General features: G+C 43.2%; 11 protein-coding genes and 3 pseudogenes (1 of these 14 only partly in view). 5 read left to right on the forward strand and 9 right to left on the reverse strand.

Going from position 1 to position 17,477, the window contains the following annotated elements; translation table 11 throughout:
* From MHH56_RS23650 to MHH56_RS23670, 5 genes are all read right to left on the reverse strand, one after another.
* A protein-coding gene (locus tag MHH56_RS23650; RefSeq protein ID WP_339204113.1) for a DUF1232 domain-containing protein crosses the window boundary here: on the reverse strand, positions 1–159 show its start. It extends 402 nt beyond the left edge of the window; only the first 159 of its 561 coding nucleotides appear in the window; it begins with the start codon at positions 157–159; its stop codon lies beyond the left edge, outside the window.
* A gap of 98 nt (positions 160–257) precedes the next feature.
* A complete protein-coding gene (locus MHH56_RS23655; protein WP_339204115.1) occupies positions 258–2,102 on the reverse strand; it encodes an ABC transporter ATP-binding protein in 1,845 nt (614 codons plus the stop codon).
* Positions 2,095–3,825 (reverse strand): ABC transporter ATP-binding protein, encoded by a 1,731-nt coding sequence (locus tag MHH56_RS23660; protein WP_339204117.1) that lies wholly within the window; start codon positions 3,823–3,825, stop codon positions 2,095–2,097. The genes MHH56_RS23655 and MHH56_RS23660 overlap by 8 nt, the downstream gene beginning before the upstream one ends.
* Before the next feature lie 141 nt (positions 3,826–3,966).
* The gene (locus MHH56_RS23665; RefSeq protein WP_339204118.1) at positions 3,967–4,887 is read right to left on the reverse strand and encodes an ArsR family transcriptional regulator; all 921 of its coding nucleotides are present in this window, start codon (positions 4,885–4,887) and stop codon (positions 3,967–3,969) included.
* Positions 4,888–4,975: 88 nt separating this feature from the next.
* Positions 4,976–6,484 (reverse strand): alpha-N-arabinofuranosidase, encoded by a 1,509-nt coding sequence (locus MHH56_RS23670; protein WP_339204119.1) that lies wholly within the window; start codon positions 6,482–6,484, stop codon positions 4,976–4,978.
* 310 nt (positions 6,485–6,794) lie between these two features.
* Here MHH56_RS23670 and MHH56_RS23675 point away from each other — a divergent pair, with 310 nt between their 5' ends.
* Together MHH56_RS23675 and MHH56_RS23680 are read left to right on the forward strand one after the other, a co-directional pair.
* A complete protein-coding gene (locus MHH56_RS23675) occupies positions 6,795–7,703 on the forward strand; it encodes a sensor domain-containing diguanylate cyclase (protein ID WP_339204120.1) in 909 nt (302 codons plus the stop codon).
* A 169-nt stretch (positions 7,704–7,872) separates the two neighbouring features.
* Entirely contained in the window at positions 7,873–9,324 is a 1,452-nt protein-coding gene (locus MHH56_RS23680) for a SpoVR family protein (protein WP_339204121.1), read from the forward strand.
* A 234-nt stretch (positions 9,325–9,558) separates the two neighbouring features.
* Here MHH56_RS23680 and MHH56_RS23685 read toward each other — a convergent pair.
* The 3 genes and pseudogenes from MHH56_RS23685 to MHH56_RS23695 form a co-directional block, all read right to left on the reverse strand.
* A pseudogene (locus MHH56_RS23685) lies at positions 9,559–9,954 on the reverse strand (collagen-like protein); the annotation flags it as partial.
* Positions 9,955–10,135: 181 nt separating this feature from the next.
* A pseudogene (locus MHH56_RS23690) lies at positions 10,136–10,267 on the reverse strand (DUF4183 domain-containing protein); the annotation flags it as partial.
* A 1,010-nt stretch (positions 10,268–11,277) separates the two neighbouring features.
* Positions 11,278–12,324 carry a YheC/YheD family protein gene (locus tag MHH56_RS23695; RefSeq protein ID WP_339204122.1) on the reverse strand — a complete coding sequence of 349 codons (1,047 nt, stop codon included), beginning with the start codon at positions 12,322–12,324 and terminating at the stop codon, positions 11,278–11,280.
* Positions 12,325–12,519: 195 nt separating this feature from the next.
* Here MHH56_RS23695 and MHH56_RS23700 point away from each other — a divergent pair, with 195 nt between their 5' ends.
* Complete coding sequence (locus MHH56_RS23700) at positions 12,520–13,431, forward strand: hypothetical protein (RefSeq protein WP_339204123.1); 912 nt, start codon at positions 12,520–12,522, stop codon at positions 13,429–13,431.
* A 590-nt stretch (positions 13,432–14,021) separates the two neighbouring features.
* On the opposite strand, the gene MHH56_RS23705 is transcribed toward MHH56_RS23700, so the two are convergent.
* Positions 14,022–14,708 carry a transposase gene (locus MHH56_RS23705; protein ID WP_339204124.1) on the reverse strand — a complete coding sequence of 229 codons (687 nt, stop codon included), beginning with the start codon at positions 14,706–14,708 and terminating at the stop codon, positions 14,022–14,024.
* A 770-nt stretch (positions 14,709–15,478) separates the two neighbouring features.
* Between MHH56_RS23705 and MHH56_RS23710 the strand changes: the two genes are divergently transcribed.
* Positions 15,479–15,658, forward strand: a complete 180-nt coding sequence (locus MHH56_RS23710; protein WP_339204125.1) for a hypothetical protein — start codon at positions 15,479–15,481, stop codon at positions 15,656–15,658.
* Between the two features lie 421 nt (positions 15,659–16,079).
* Positions 16,080–17,245, forward strand: a pseudogene (locus MHH56_RS23715) (IS110 family transposase).
* Positions 17,246–17,477: the final 232 nt, after the last annotated feature.

Genomic DNA, 17,477 nt, shown 5'->3' on the forward strand with positions numbered 1-17,477 from the left:
TTGTTTATGATCCAAGGTCCTTTGAAGCCCTTCTTCTGCATCTTTAAGATCTGCATCATCAATCAGTATCGTACCGCAAGAGGAGCATTCCACAACCATTTGCCTGTTCGCGTCGACATCATTTTGGTTTCCACATTTGGGGCAAAGGGTAATAGTCATACATCCCACCTCCTTGATATAACTAATAATACTCTCCATCCCCTAAAATAGTTGCAATAAGGTTTGCGTATATCAGTAATAGTGTGCCATGCAGACGTTTAACCTGATTCACTCAGCATGCCATTATTAAGTTGCCCATTAACAAGCGAGCTGTAAAAGCCTTTTTGCATAAGGAGCTGTGAATGAGATCCTTTCTCCAAAATGGCACCGTCACGCAGCACTACAATCTGATCCGCTTGTTGAATGGTGTTCAGACGATGGGCAATGACAAAGCTCGTTCTCCCTTTCATAAGCCGCTGCAGCGCTTCCTGGATTTTTATTTCAGTGACCGTATCGATACTGCTTGTCGCTTCATCTAATACAAGGATTGAAGGATCTGCTAGAATCGCTCTGGCAATGGCAAGCAGCTGCTTCTGTCCTTGGCTAATTCCACTGCCGTCTGATTTGAGTACGGTCCCATAGCCGTCCTTCAGACGAGAAATAAAGGAATGTGCGTTTGCGAGTTTAGCAGCCTGTTGGACTTCTAAATCCGTTGCATCCAGCTTGCCGTAACGGATATTTTCATAGATGGTCCCCTCGAACAGAAATGGGTCCTGCAGTACAAACGCCATATGCGAGCGCAAATTTTCACGTTTGAGCGTACGTGTATCGTGCCCATCAATCAAGATGCTGCCAGAGCTCGGATCATAGAATCGGCACAAAAGCTGGATGAGTGTTGTTTTACCCGCTCCGGTTGGACCTACTAGAGCAATCGTCTCCCCTGGCGTAGCTTCAAAGCTTACCTCGCTTATCGTAGCTGTCCTTCCTTCATAAGCAAATGTTACTTTATCAAAAACGACTTTTCCGCTTACTTCTGCCAGTTCGCGAGCTGCTCCCTCATCTTTTCGTTCCTCGTCTTCGCTTAGCACATCAAATACACGTTCAGCACCAGCGACAGCAGACAATAGCGTATTCCACTGGTTAGCAAGGTCATTAAGCGGTCTTGTGAACTGCCTTGAATATTCCACAAATATAATAATTGTACCGACCGTTATTTGATCATTTAAAACAAATATCGCACCTATTCCTGCAATGATCGTAAAACTTAAGTTGTTTAACGCGTTCATCAGCTTCGGAATGAAACCAGAAATCGTCTGCGCCCAGAAGCCAGAAACTCGAATACGCTCGTTGCGCTCCTTGAAGGCGGAGATGACTGTTTTTTCCTGAGAAAAGGCCTTTACTATGCGTTGTCCTGACAATGTTTCTTCTATATAACCATTTAAGTCGCCAAGATTGCGCTGCTGAGCTTTGAACAATCGGCCGGTTTGCTTTGTGATCCATTTCATCCCCAGCACCATAAGCGGCACAACGAGGAAGGTTAATAGAGTCAAAAGCGGACTAAGGGACAACATAACGCTTACGGTTCCAACAAGTAGAAGGATGCTTGAAAACACTTGGATCACAGAGCTATTTAAAGATGAGCTTACGTTTTCTATGTCATTCGTAACGCGGCTCATTAGTTCTCCATGCTGACGCTTGCTGAAAAAAGGGATCGGCAGCCTGTGCAAATGATCAAACAATTCAACCCGCATGCGATAGACCGTTTTTTGCGAAATGGTTATCATCCAAATACTTTGGAGCCACATCGTGATCGAGTGCAGCGCATAAACGAGAGCCATCAATAGTAGAAAAACAATAATTCCGCTATCTCTATTCATCAAAAAGCGATCGATTGCGGTACCTGCCATATAGGGTCCCAGCAATGAGAACGCAGAGCTTAATATAACCATTACGATTACAGCTGCAAGTCTGCCCTTATAGACGATCAGGTAACTCCACATTTGCTTCAGCGTTTGACTCATATTTTGCGCGCGTGGTTTGCGTTTACCTTTGCCTGCTGCAGTGGATTCGACCGCTTCCCCAGATCTTTGGTACTGAAAAGGCTCCTTTAATTGTCTAAGCACGGGACACACCTTCCTTCCCGAACTGTGACTCGTATATTTTCTGATACAAACTGGATTCACGGATCAACTGCTCATGCTTGCCTTGTGCCAGCAATTGGCCTTCATCAAGCAGAAGAATTGAATCCGCAGCTACGGTTGAGCTTATTTTTTGCGTGATGAGGAATGTCGTACAGCTCATATTTTTAAGTGCTTGCAGAAGAGCAGCCTCAGTCTGTACATCGAGTGCACTTGTGCTGTCATCAAGCAGCAGCACAACTGGCTTTCTAACTAATGCCCTCGCAATCGTTAGACGCTGCTTCTGTCCACCTGAGAGATTTACTCCTTTTTGCCCCACTATCGTATCGTATTGTTCCGGCAGCTTCATAATGGTGTCATGGATTTGAGCTAGTTTGGCAGCCTCTATGATTTCTTCGATGCTGGCTTTCTCCTTGCCCCAGCGAATATTATCCGCCACCGTACCTGTAAACAGCATGATTTCTTGCGGAACATACCCAATCTGCTTGCGAAGCTGCTCAAGCTTCATTAAGCGATTGTCTTTGCCATCCACGCGAATCACGCCCGTCTGTACATCGTACAGTCTAGGAATCAGTTGAATGAGCGATGTTTTGCCAGAACCGGTCGCACCCATTATGGCAATCGTCTCACCCGGTAATACCGAGAAGGATATATCTCGCAATACATGCAGATCGGAATCCGGATATTCAAAAGACACGTTCTCAAAGGAAACGTAGCCATCGCGAAGCTTCACCGCTTCATCGCTGTCAACTGTATCTGTTAAATCGATATCCGTTAGCACAACCTCTTCAATTCTTTGAGCTGATGCGCGCGCTCTCGAGAAATTGACCACGATCATCGACATGATGGATAAAGCACCAATCGTCCTCATTGCATAGTTGACAATAGCAACAACTTCACCAACGGATGCTCCATTCCGATCGAGCTCGATTCTGCCAAACCACAGTACGGCTATAACAATTGCATTCATAAATAACAGCACGATAGGCATCGTAACTTCCGTTAAACGAAGAGCGGATACCGTACGATCCATCAGCTGCTCGCTGGAAAATGCAAAACGCTTCGATTCATGCTTCATCCGAACGAATACACGCACGATTCTCATGCCGATTAAATTTTGCTGCATCACGCTATTCACTTGATCCAACTGCTTCTGAACAGAACGAAAAAGCTTTTCTCCCTTTTTAAGCACCCAAAGCAGAAATACACCAAGAAACGGAATGACCGCAGCAAGCCATATGGCCAGCTTAGGCTGAACGATAAAGGCCATTACGATACTTCCGATTACGAGCAATGGGGCTCGAAGCATAATACGCAGTCCCATGAACACTGTATTTTGCAGCTGTGAAACGTCATTCGTTAATCTAGTAATAAGCGATGATTCCGGAAAACGATTAAAATTGGCAAATGAGAACGATTGCACTTTTTCATAAAGACGCTCTCTTAAATCAAATCCGAAACTCTGACTTACGTGTGAAGCATAGAAAGAGCTAAGTATCCCTACAATGAAAGCGATAACAGAGCAACCAATTAGAAAACCGCCCCATTGCAGCACAACCGATAAATTATTATTATCAATACCATCATCAATGATTTTTGAAATAATATACGGTTGAAGCAGCTCCACTACGAGCTCCACCAGCATAAGCAGCAGAGCAACGTAAGCAGCAAAACGATATTTTTTGAGAAAAGTGAACATAGTCAGCATCTTTGTTCCTCCGAGTAATAATGGCTTAGATTAGCTATCCTACTCATTATATCTTTTTGAACAGAAAATGGTATGCACGATTATAAACTCGGGGCATTCTGAGGGAGGGGACTTTCGCCTGCTTAAGGCAGTCAAGCTGCCTTAAACACTACGCGCATCTTCATAAAACACTCGGAACATAATATCGTGATTATAGTTGCCAAAGCCCTTGCCGTATAAGGTTAGCCCGCCTACGTTAACAGCATCTTCCTTCACGGCAATGCGGAATGTCCAGAAATTACGCTCCAGACCTATTTCACCGATACTAGTTGATGACATATGCTGTCCATCAATTAGCGTCCCGTCCTCTTGAATGCGTATCACTTTGAGCAGTCCGTATTGATTGACCCGCTCTCCCCACCAAGCTGGTGAGAAACGTCCTCTTACATCTCCATAATCACCAGGGCTCGTCCACATGCCGATATCCATTCCATTTAGAGAAAAATTAATGTCAGATGGCCAGTTATCGTTTACGCCTGGCGCTTCTGAGCCAAGCTCCAGTGTAATTTCAAGTGCTACAGGACGTTGTCCCGCTAGCAAATAATTCGGCACCTTGTATTCCACATAACCTTTGCCGAACCAAAGAATGCCTGCATTCATTCGCTCAGGCTCCAAGAAGAAACGCGGATCGTCAAATTGCCCAATCAGCTTCTCCGTTGTAGCAATGCCGCAAGTCGGAAAAACTTCAAATTCTGTAAAATGCCCAACTGGCACGCTAACGTCATGCACCTTCTTCACATCCAGCGCCTTAGGAGGCAGTTCAATCGTTATAGTACGTTCAGCAAGCGAGCAAATTTTATGTGTGCCTCCATGTTTACGAACCATCTTCGTCTCTACAATGCCAGCCTTCTCCAGCTTCCGAATATGCATCGTTACAATCGCGCTGCTTAGACCGATAGCTTCAGCAAGCTCCTTTACGTTCATCATATTTGTTGCAAGCAAATTAATAATGGAGAGCCTGACAGGACTAGCCAATGCCTCATATAAGGGCAGCCATGCTTCATCCGTATTCGCATTTATCATCACGATCTCCTCCTCTCTCTATACTATAATAATAGAAGGGCATCCCAAAAGCCGCAATCGCGGCTTCCGGATCCCCTTATTGATTTCATTATAGTTTAATACGAATAACGTTCCACGATGCTTTGCTAAGCGTCGCGGCAATTTTTCCACCGTCTTCAATCGCAGCATTACCTGCCGTGTGCGGCGTTACGCGATTAGGCGCGTCTGCTGTGTTCGTCATTTTCAAATCATCAGACTCAAGCACGATATGCTCAATGATTTGAAAAGCACCGAAGCTGCGCAAGTCGATTTCGAATGGAAGCGATTCTTCCGTGTTGCGATTAACCGCAAAAATCGTTACTTCCTCTTTCTCTTCATTATGAACGGCTACCGTTTCCAAGTATGGCACGTCTGTAAAATCCTTTGTATCATGCTTCGGCGATTTCACTAGCGGTACTAGCACTGTGCCACGACCGAAAATGCTTGCGTGCATGTATGGATAATAAATCGTTTGCTTCCATGCAGGTCCGCCATTTTGCGTCATGATTGGTGCGATCACGTTAACCAGCTGTGCAATACAAGCCATCTTTACACGATCTGCTCGTTTAAGCATACTGATCAGCATACAGCCAACAACAAGTGCATCTTCATGATTATACACGTCCTCAAGCTGTGGCGGAGCAATTTGCCATGGATCAAGCTTACGGTCTTGTACATTGGAATGGTACCACACATTCCACTCGTCAAAGGAAAGGTTTATTTGCTTCTTGCCACGTTTTTTTGCTTGCACATAATCACAGGTTGAAATGACTGTATTAATGTAGGAATCCATGCTCATAGACTGTGCAAGGAAGTTTTTCGTATCGTTATGAGGGTTCCCATAATATTGATGAATCGACACATAATCAATCGTATCATAAGCAAGATCAAGTACGGTAGCTTCCCATTCAGGGAACGTCGGCATTCCGATATGCGAGCTTCCACATGCGACTAGCTCAATCGTCGGATCAACCCATCGCATCGCTTTTCCCGCTTCGTTAGCAAGGCGACCATATTCTACAGAAGTTTTGTGTCCGATTTGCCAAGGTCCATCCATTTCATTGCCGAGACACCATGTCTTTACATTATGGGGATCTTTATAACCATGCTGGATTCGAAGATCGCTCCAATATGAACCTGATTTATGATTGGAGTATTCAATCAAGTTGCGTGCATCATCAATCCCGCGAGTACCAAGATTGACGGCCATCATAGCGTCTGTATTCACCTTTTTGCACCAGTCCATAAATTCATTAAAACCGATCCAGTTGGGCTCAACCGTTCGCCATGCAAGCTCAAGCCTCTTCGGACGCTGATCTACGGGTCCGACACCATCCTCCCAGTTGTAACCGGATACAAAATTACCGCCAGGATAACGGACGATCGGCACATCAAGTCCCTTTACAAGCTCAAGAACATCAGAACGAAAACCCTGCTCATCTGCTTGCGGATGATCCGCCTCATAAATGCCGCCATAAACCGCACGCCCAAGATGCTCTATGAATGATCCATATATACGTTTATCCACTTCCCCAACTTGAAAATCCTTATCCACTATCATTGTCGCTTTGTTTGTCATTATTATCCACCTCAATTAAATTAATAATAGTTATTTAGTCGTTAATAGTGATTTATACTACCATTTAACTACATGCTCGTAATTAATTCAAGTATTAATTTTAATGGTCTTGAATTTATATTAACATTAATTCAAAGGGACTTGGAACCGATTCTTTGTTCGATACGGGGGGAAGGTTTACAAAGTCACAAATTTATAGTTCAATTTGCCTAGTTATTATCAATTGTTTCTTGAGTTAGTACTCTTTTTAGACTACTATGGGACTATAAGGTAATTCCTTTGTTTCAACACTACGGCAGGAGTTGAGAGCATGAGCAGTACTATACGCTCACTAGAAGATGCAGCCGACCATATTATTGACACCTTGAAGCACTTTCTACAGGTTGACACTTTATTGATAGCTACAATTGATCATAATGGAAGCAGAATCATACGAGCGCTCAACCGACAAGAAAATGAAGGAACCAATAGCTTACCGTTACATTTGCTGCAAAGTTATTGCAATCTTGTTCTAGAGCAGGATTGTTCCATTCTTAATATCACCAATACACTCGTTGATCCGCGTACAGCCTCGTTACCTATTACCCAACAACTTGGAGCACAAGCTTTGGTCGGAATCGCAGTAAGAACAGCTGACCAGACAGCAGTTGGTACCCTATGCGCTATAAATAAAGAACCGATTCATCTAGATGAAAGGCAGCTCGGATTTCTCCAATCGATGGCCGCTTTTTTCGGATATATATTGGATTTAGAAAACGCAAGTGTTACGGACAGCTTGACCGGTCTTTACAATCGACGTTATTTATCTCATTTGGATCATGCTGGCTCGGACAAGCAGTTTAGTGTGATGTTCATCGACATCGATGATTTTAAAGAGGTTAATGATTCGTTTGGTCATGATTTTGGTGATTTGCTGCTGCTTCAAATTTCCAAGAGACTGAAACAAGACGTCAGAAAAACCGACATCCTCGTTAGATACGGTGGAGACGAATTCGTCATTTGCTTTCAGCATTTGGTGGACAACCAAGATATCGATTTTGTAGCCAGTAAAATAAAAAAATCGATTGACGAGCCATTCACAATCAATGGTCATATCATTCATATTTCCGCTAGCATAGGCATTAGTTCAACGCACGGCACGGCTAGCACGCTAAAAGAATTGATAAGCAACGCTGACCTAGCGATGTACGACAATAAGCAAAATGAAAAAAAACTTTGAGATCGTCTGATTCCACTTTGAGTATTTACTCGAAAAGGCAGACGTCCAAGGTTTTTTCTTTTTTTGATCGCCACCTACGCTGAGTCCATCCTGCACACTTCGTCATAACCTTGACCACCTGCTCATACACATGGTATGAATCGTATTTTCGCATGCGGAGGGATGACGGATGAGACAAGATGAAATTCGTGCACTGGAGCGATCCATTGATGAAATAACAGAAATAGCTACCGGCTTTGGATTAGACTTTTATCAAATGCGCTATGAGATTTGCCCGGCAGAAATTATTTATACCTTTGGCGCGTATGGCATGCCAACAAGGTTTAGCCACTGGAGCTTTGGAAAAACGTTCAACAAAATGAAGCTCCAATACGATTTCGGCTTAAGCAAAATTTATGAGCTCGTCATTAACTCCAACCCCTGCTATGCGTTTCTTCTAGAGGGCAATTCTCTAATTCAAAATAAACTCATCGTCGCCCATGTGCTCGCTCACTGTGATTTTTTCAAAAACAACGCTCGCTTTGGTGTAACCAACCGCAATATGGTTGAGAGCATGTCTGCTACAGCGGATCGTATTCATCAATATGAAATGGATCATGGCACAGAAGCAGTCGAGAAGTTTATCGATGCAATACTCGCCATTCAAGAGCATGTCGATCCAACGCTCATTAAGCCTTATCAATTAGATAAGAAACGTTATATCGAAATGGTGCAAAAGGACAGCGAGCGCTCGGAGTGGAATATCCCTTCCTCCTCTTACGATGACTTGTGGAATCTGGACCCGGATCGGACGGCTGCCGCCGCATCAGCCGCTCAATCACAGGCCGCTGACGCCAAACGGTTTCCGCCACGGCCAGAAAAAGATCTCGTCTGGTTCATTGAGGAGTACTCCCCTACTCTTGAGGATTGGCAGCGCGACATTCTATCTATGCTTCGCGATGAGATGCTCTATTTCTGGCCGCAAATTGAGACCAAGATTATGAACGAAGGCTGGGCTTCGTACTGGCATCAGCGAATCATACGCGAGCTTGATCTGACTAGCGATGAAACAATTGAGTTTGCTAAGCTAAACTCCTCTGTCGTGCAGCCATCCCGGCACACCTTGAATCCCTATTATTTAGGCTTGAAAATATTCGAGGATATCGAGCGCCGATTCGATAACCCAACGAAGGAAGAACAAGCACGCTTCGGGCGCGTCCCCGGCAAGGGCAGGGAAAAAATGTTTGAGGTACGCGAGCTCGATTCAGATATTTCATTCATCCGCAACTACCTGACGAAGGATCTGGTTAATGATCTCGATCTGTACATTTTCGAGAAAAAAGGCCCTGAGTGGAAAATTACCGATAAGTCGTGGGAGAAAATTCGCGATCAGCTTGTTTATTCAAAAGTAAACGGCGGTTTCCCTAGCTTGATGGTTAAGGATGGGGATTTTAATCGTGTGGGTGAGCTTTATCTAATTCATGAGTATGAGGGGATGGAGCTCGATCTGAAGTATGTGGAGCGTACGCTGCCTCATGTCGTTCAGCTTTGGGGGAAAAACGTTCATTTAGAGACGTTTGTTGAGGATAAGAAGATTGTGTTTAGCTGTGATGGGAAGAAGACGAGTAGGAAATTTGTTTGATAATAAGGATATTGCTTATTAACTCTTCATTGAATGCTATCATGCATAATGCTAAAAAACCCGATCTCATTCGATCGGGTTTTCTATTTCCGGCCAGAGGGGGCGAGGGGTGCGCCTCCCATTAAATACGGAATATATTCATGATCAATTTCAACAACCAATAAGCTGTAGTTTCCCTTTAGCACAATGAACATTTAAATTAATCCAAAGGTTGTCATCTGAGAGATGTAAAAACTAACTCATTTTTTTTATAACAACTGAAGCGTTTACGTTTGTTTGTGTGCCACCAGCCAAAGTCTGAAGGGTAACCGCTGCTGCTGAACTATGATTTCGCAGAGTAAGAATATCCCCCATTTCTAGAGCGATTGTAGCTTGACCTTTATTTTGCTGAGTGCCGGCACCTGAACCGTAAACGGTTCCCGTAGCCAGGACGCCATTTACAAATAGTGCGAATTGGTTAGGTTCAACTCCTGACACGGAAAAAGTAACCTCATAGTTTCCCGAATTGATAACTGCAATCTGAGTAGTTCCGAGGGTATGTGTAATTCCAGGTCTAAGAATACCATTTGAATCGAATGTAACATCAGTCTCTACAAGAACAGTTTGAGCACTTACATTGTAAACATATCCAGAAACTATGGGAGGAAAAATTGGATATATGATTGCCATTTTATATTCACTCCCCTATATTTCTTTTAATTTTGGAGAATATGTACGAGTACGTACAGATATACAACAATAGTCATTTATTTTGACTATGCCGACAATCCAATACAAATAAGGATTGTCGGCATCACGTCAATTTAGTAAATTAGTTTACAACAAATTCGATTACAATTGGAGTCGCAGGGTCGAGCGTATCACCATTTGGAATGGTAATAGCAGTAGTTGTAGCGGTTGAAGTATCAGCTGTTTGAATCTGTGGATTGATATAAAGATTATATGGAGTATTGACTGGTCCCCTGGGTCCTTGTATGCCTTGTGGGCCTTGTGGACCTTGTGGACCTTGTGGACCTTGTGGACCTTGCAGAGCAGTTACATTAATTACTGGCTTTAGACGGATTAATATTTTTCTTTTTGAAATAACCCTATTACGTTTATTTCTTTTCACAGGACAAGCAATAATCGTATTCTTTTTACAAATTTTACTTCGGCAGATATAAGAGCTCCTCAATTCTTGTTTAGCGGTTACACGAGTGCTCTTTTTTTTGACAATACATTTCTTTTTAAGTAGTGGTCTATTTCTTACTGGAGTCATTCGATTTTTTTATTGGTATTATCACACCACAAACTAAACACCTCCCTATTAACAACTTATATTATGATTTTGCTCCATTGGAGGTATGGACTTTAGTCTAACCACTTGTATACGATAAACTATTTTTATTGAAAATGGGTTTAATATTTTATAGATTTTCACCAGTCTATTGGATACACTTCGGCAGCCAAACACTCATTTGGACGGGCGGGTCCACAAAAGTTTGCAAGTTTGCCACTATCGTGTTCTAAAGAACATTTTCACAAAGGCAGTTGAATGGATAGTATTCACCACAATCCTATGATTGGCATCAGGTAACCTTAGACGATCTAATCTGAACGGTCCAGCGCCATCCAATGCAAATGTTTGTTTTATTTCATCACAAACATTACGTTCGTTTTCATACTTGATAGCTGAATAAGCTGCCGAATTATCGGCGGCAGCCTGTTATTATTGTACTGTCGTTATCTGTTAGATCAAGGGCATTGGTTGAATGAGAAAATTGTTCAGCGAATCATAAATCTCTTTCAGCTTGTGTTGCCAAGGTAGCCGATCTTTTTGTAAAAGATTGATCCTAAGAGAGTTGAATAGACACCTCATTACATACTACAAATCCATAAAAAAATCACAGTTCATACATAGGTTTAGCGAAATCGAGTGCGAAACATGTGTATTTTGAAAAAACTTATTATCTCTCAAGAACGAGAGAGATAATAAGCATATTCCAATGGTCTACTATAAATTAGATTTTTGTGTTTAAAACGCTTATGGTCTTTGTATATATTTTTTTGTGGTTTTCCGTTAAGTTCAATAATCCATAGCTTACTTTGTTCGTCTAATGCGAAATCCACACTCAATTCTCCCAATGAACCCATATGAGCTTCTGCTTCTTGCGCAGCCGTAATGCTTAACTCATGGAGAGATTGGAAAATCTCATCTATTTTGTCCTGACAAAATAAAAAGGGGAGAATTTCTCCAGCATTAAAGATGAATTCACACATACTCGTGTTGAAATAATGTTCATAGGCCACTCTGCATGCAATGTTGGAAACCGTCCACTCCCCCAATATATCTTTTTGAACAAGGACACGAATATCAAAATATCGGTGATTAAGCTGCTGAATACAAATCCCCTGCTGAACCATGTAGTTCTCTGAGCCGAGAAGCTCATCCAGTTTTTCCTGATAGCTTTCATTTTTTCTGCATATATACCTCGGAGCCAAACAATGCAAAGAAATATTGACATCCCCATGAGTCATTTGTTCAAGCCGGTATACAGACTTCCCCTTAAACCCATAAGTAGGCTTAATATATATGACATGATATTTCTCTAGTAGTTCTGATACATTTGCTTGTTCGTATAAAAATGTGTCTGGTACATAAGGTTTAAGCTCTGACTGTTTTAATAAGTTGTAAAGGCCCCATTTATTGAAAAAGTTGATATTATTGAAGCATTTGTTTTTGCCGATCACTTTTTCAAGACGTTGTATCGTTATTGTTTTTTTGTTAAAACAGCGGTTATAGACGACATGAGGAAAAGCGAAAGAGCTTTGTTTCCATACGCCCTTATTCATGCTGAGTCCGTTAATGCGTTGTTTCTCCCAAATAATATCCGCCGGAGTAAAGACGAATAGCTTTAAGTTTAAATGATCATATCGCTGATAAAGCTTCAAAACACTCTTTCTATTGCTTCTTTTGGCTACTAAAATCCCTACTAATGGCCGTTTCTCCAATCTCTTCACTCCTTGGCCTTCGATCTCTTTTATTATCTAATGCCAGCACAGACTTAATGGTATGGGACAATAACACAGCAGAGCATTTATTCAGCGTATATACTGGCTCTATTAGCCTTTTTTTCAGTTTGATAGGTACCTGCTGTGATTCTCTTAATAGGCTTTTAATATGATGGATAAGTCTAATAAAAAGGAGATGAGATTATGGGTAGATGTAATTGTCCTCCTGGACCTCCCGGACCTGAAGGACCGCGCGGGCCCCAAGGACCTCCAGCAGAAGGACAACAATTACTTCAAGCACTTGCAGGAGCAATCGGGGCAGCTGGACCAGCGGGACTTGCAGGAACACTTGGACCAGCTGGATTAGCAGGACTTGCAGGAGCAATCGGAGCAGCGGGACCAGCGGGACTTGCGGGACTTGCAGGAGCACTTGGTGCAGCTGGACTTGCAGGACTAACTGGAGCGACAGGTGCGACAGGTGCAATAGGACCAGCTGGTTCATCAGGGTTGCCAGGACCTCAAGGTCAACCTGGTCAGATAGGGCCAACTGGATCAACTGGACCAGCCGGAGCTGGAGGATTAATTCCATTTTCAACTGGGATCATCCTTAGTGGTGCTACAGTAGTATCCGCTGCTCCAATTTTAATGGGTTTTGGTAATCACACGGTCGAAGTTATTGACGGTTCTGGGGAATCAACTATGCCACCCGAAGCAGGTGGTTTTGCTTTCCCAATTCCCTTTGCGGGTACCGTTCAAAATTTACAAATAAGTGTAGATCTATTGGTTGCTTCTGTCGTTTCTATAAATACTCTCGGTCTTCAATATGATTTCACAGTATTCCGCGCTTCGTCCGTTCCTAATAATGGGATTGATCATAGTACTTCAGCTTACTTGACAACTCCATTAACTAGTTCAGTTAGATTCGGATTTCCGAATAATATTATTACAGCTGGTACTTTCCGAACCGCAACGAATATTAATGTTGGGGGATCGTTAGTAGTTGCAGCGGGAGATCGAATTGGTATTCGTATAAGGACACTTATGTCGACGGATCCCTCAGCAGCAGATATCACCCAACTCTCATTTAGCGCTAGTCTATCTTATACTCCTTCTTAATAGCCACATAATTTACTGAATTAATCCGGTCGTTAGTTGAGTATAGGGCTGCCACACGGCAGCCCTTTGCATTGAACTATCGTTACCAATCCCTCGGTTTTAAGGGTTTATCTCACATATACTCACTCATTCGCGGGATTTCATCACCTTGAATTAGGTCAATTTTAAGAAACAGCTCAGGTGATACCCGTTGAGGTGGTGGGCTGGGCATGCGGAAATAGAGGAACTATTAGGAAATATTCCCCAGGTAGTTTCTACTGCACGCATACTCCACAATCCCTTGGAGGTTCACCCTACCAAATCTCAACGGGTCACTGCCCATACATTCCTTCGTTATACCTGTCCAAGGTGTGGAGACCGATAGCGTTTAGCGGATGGGTCTGAGCCCTTATGGGTAACGAACTCGGTCCTCCGTGCTTTCTTTTTGAAATCCTGCGAATGAGTCAATATACGTGATTTCTACTTAATTTAAGCTGCTTCTGCCCATGCAAGGACGGTTTTCTCTGGCGTGAACTTTTCTCCTCGTTGTATAATACCAACTAGAATTCGTGCCAGCTTTCCTATTAACTTAAATATGGATTGCTGCTTTTTCATCTTCTTTTCTTGCACATTATGCTCATGCAGATGGCGGAACACGGGGTTATTCCAAACGAGCTGAACCGTCGCGAGATAGAGATATTCTTCCCGAGACCTTTTATGGTGCGAAGCTGCTGTGCCATAGGAATCTCAGAAAGCAGAGCTTCGATGTCCTCTTCAATCTGTTCAAGCATGGTGGTAACTCGTTCATATTCTTCAATGAGCCGTATTAAATCTGCCTTCGATTCTTCTACAGCGGTTCGATCTCCGACACTGCGTTTAGCATGCGCGATGAGCTGTGCAGCCTTCTCAATCCCCGTAGAACCCCCCGCGCGCTGCATATGGGCTCTCCAAGCTTTGATTACATCCGGTACTGCATACGTCTCCAAATCCTGTGGGCAAGGGAATATCTTGAGGGTCGCCAATGACCGCTTACAGGTCCAGTCTTTGAATACCGATGGATATTCAGGAAAACGGATGTCGAGCCAACGCACAATGCGGTTCTGCAGTCGAACACTGTTCGCGACCCAGAATTCTCGGTCACTCATTATGGTCCGTAAGCGTTGAAACACAAGCGATTGTCGCGTGTACTCATAGTAGAAGCCCCGACTTACTGAATCTGCGATGACAAGTGCATCTTTGGGGTCGTTCTTTGATGGACTGTTATCTCGATTTTCTTTATTTCGCGTTATTTTGAACATTATTGCCGTTAGTTTAATGAAATTTGAAGGCCACCGCAGCGCCTGGTATTACGGATACAACATTACTCTAATAAGGATAACGGTTTGGAGAAATACTATAGGGATAACACAGGAGGTGAACTATAAAATGAGTACTAAATCCAAACCAGATAAAAACAACCCAAAGAATAGCCCGTCACGATCTAACGACCCGAACGATCAAGGAAAACCTAGAGTGCAAAATAATGCGAAGTAAAGCTGACATGCTCAGATAATTATTATGAAAGCATCAACAAACCTGGTCTACATGACAGGGTTCTTTATTCAGGGATTTTTTCCGCATATTGAAATGACCTCCTAAAGTAAGTATAGTTTTTCTTTAAGGAGTATATCTCCTAATACAGAGTAAGACTACTTAGATTCAGAAAGAACTTTTCCCCATTAACCTTCCCGTTAGCTCAACGAGGTTGCCGATTTATACCGGCAGCCTCGTTCTGGTGGCAACCTTTGATTAGCTCTTGGGATGAGGATTTTAAAGTTGATGAAAGTGGAGAAAAAGTTAGCATTAACGGAATTGATGCAAGGTTTATACCTTGGGCTAATCATACCCATTGAGGATATTTAAGGTGGATACAAGGTGGAACGTATGTAGAAATGGACAGTGGAGAATTAACTAATGGAATGATGATTGAGCTTGCAAAAGGGCTTTGCTTCCTTGAATTCCTGAATAAAAAGCAAATATAAGGTTAATAATTGCCTAGAAAAGAAATCTACTCTTAAGGAGCCTTGCAATGACTGAAAACAACCAGCTTGATGAAGTCGAAGACTTCATGGGCTTTAAAGCCATGTCAGATATAACTTCTGCTGAGATGCCAGATAAAAGCGAAAACCCTGATGATCATGATCCAAAGAAAGATAATCAATTCTTATATCCGCCGATTAATCCGCATCCCCGAAATGACTTAGAATAGTGTCATCTATCAATGTACCCCGACTAATAAGTATCCGATGAAGTTTGGTTCTCGTCAAAGGGAACAATAGCTCGATTGAGCCTGCCGACACTGTGATATGCTACCCAAATAGTGGACAGGTGAAATAATAAAAACCTGCTGCTATGAGGGGAGCATTTTCATGTCTAGAGTTCAATATCATGCGAAAGAGAAACTCGCCATTCTTGAAGAGATCGAGAGTGGCGAACTTGGCCTTATGACTGCTTCGTATAAACATGGGGAGTAGCCGCCTTCTCAAGGAGCTTATTGAGTTATCGTTTCCCGTTAGAATTCCTGTAAAACCAATATTTTGGACTTTACATGAAAAAGAGCGCCTCTGTTATATGGGAGTTGGAAACGGGTCTACAGCCCTTTAATCTCACCATCAGGAGGTCTCTCTACTATGAAGTTTAAATCACAGGATAAACAAAATCAACGCATTGAAAACATCTCCTCATTCCATCTTGTTGTCGGAGTAGATATTGCCCAGGGAAATCATGTCGCTCGTGCAGTCAGCTATCGTGGTGTTGCTCTGGGATCGTCGCTAGAATTCGGCAGTCATGATGAAGGGTTTGGGCGGTTCGGCCTATGGATTCAAGATCTACTCAAATCATTCAAGCTGAGCAAAGTTATCGTCGGTATGGAGCCTACCGGCCACTATTGGTTCAGCCTGGCTCGCTGGCTTTCATCAAAAGGAATTGAGGCTGTTCTCGTAAATCCCCATCTCGTCAAAAAGAACAAGGAAAACCGCGACAATACCCCTTCCAAAAGCGACCACAAAGACGCACTCGTCATCGCAGATATGGTCAAAAATGGCTACTATTCCCCTGTCCGGTTCAACCCAAAAGCCTATGAGGAACTCCGGATTCTCATGGCCAACCGGGACAAGGTTACCAAACAACTTAACAGCACTGTTAATCAGATTCATCGATGGGTAGATATTGTCTTCCCTGAAGTCATTGCCGGCTGGAAGCAATACGTGAAACGCCATGCAGGATTGCATCGAGCCGAGCAGCTCATTCTGCTGGCTAAACGCAGCGTTGGCGCTACGCAGGCACTTCACGCCTACAAGCTGCATTTAGCCCATTTACTCGAAGAATACGACTTGGCGCAGCACCAGCTTGAGCAAATTGAACATGAGCTTCATCATATCTGGGGCGTATTCCATACGCGCAGAAACTGCTTGAGATTAGCGGTGTAAATGCGACCAGTTTAGCCAATGTGCTGGGCGAAGCTGGTGACTTGAGTGGATATACGCATGGAAACGCCTTGCTTCGCCACGCCGGTCTTAACCTAACGGAAGCCAGCTCAGGTAAATGGCGTGGAAAAATGGCGCTAAGCAAACGTGGCCGCCCTCGTCTCCGGCGTTTTCTCTTTCTCATAACCATGTGTATGGTCATGACCAATTCGGATATTAGAGCGCTACACTACCATAATGTCGAAGTGAACATGATGAAAAAAATGAAATCTATTATGAAATTATGCGGTAAAGTTGCCCGAATGCTTGTCAGTCTGGCCAAGAACATCGAAACTTACGACTCTAGTAAAGTGTTTCCGCAAGCAGCTTAAGCAGCCTTTTCTCACCAGCACATGCATTCGCAGGATGACAAGAAGCACGGATTATCGGGAGACATTACGCAAAAGGGCTCGGACCCGTTCCGTTAGAAAGACCGACCTCCACCCCTTAGTTAGATGTGACGAAGGAATGATAGCGCTTAGAATGTTGAGACATGGGAGTGAGAATCGCTAAGGGCAAATTGGAGACGTGCTTGATATGGATCACAATGCACGCAGAAGGTAG

The sequence above is a fragment of the Paenibacillus sp. FSL K6-3182 genome (assembly GCF_037976325.1).
GTDB lineage: Bacteria > Bacillota > Bacilli > Paenibacillales > Paenibacillaceae > Pristimantibacillus.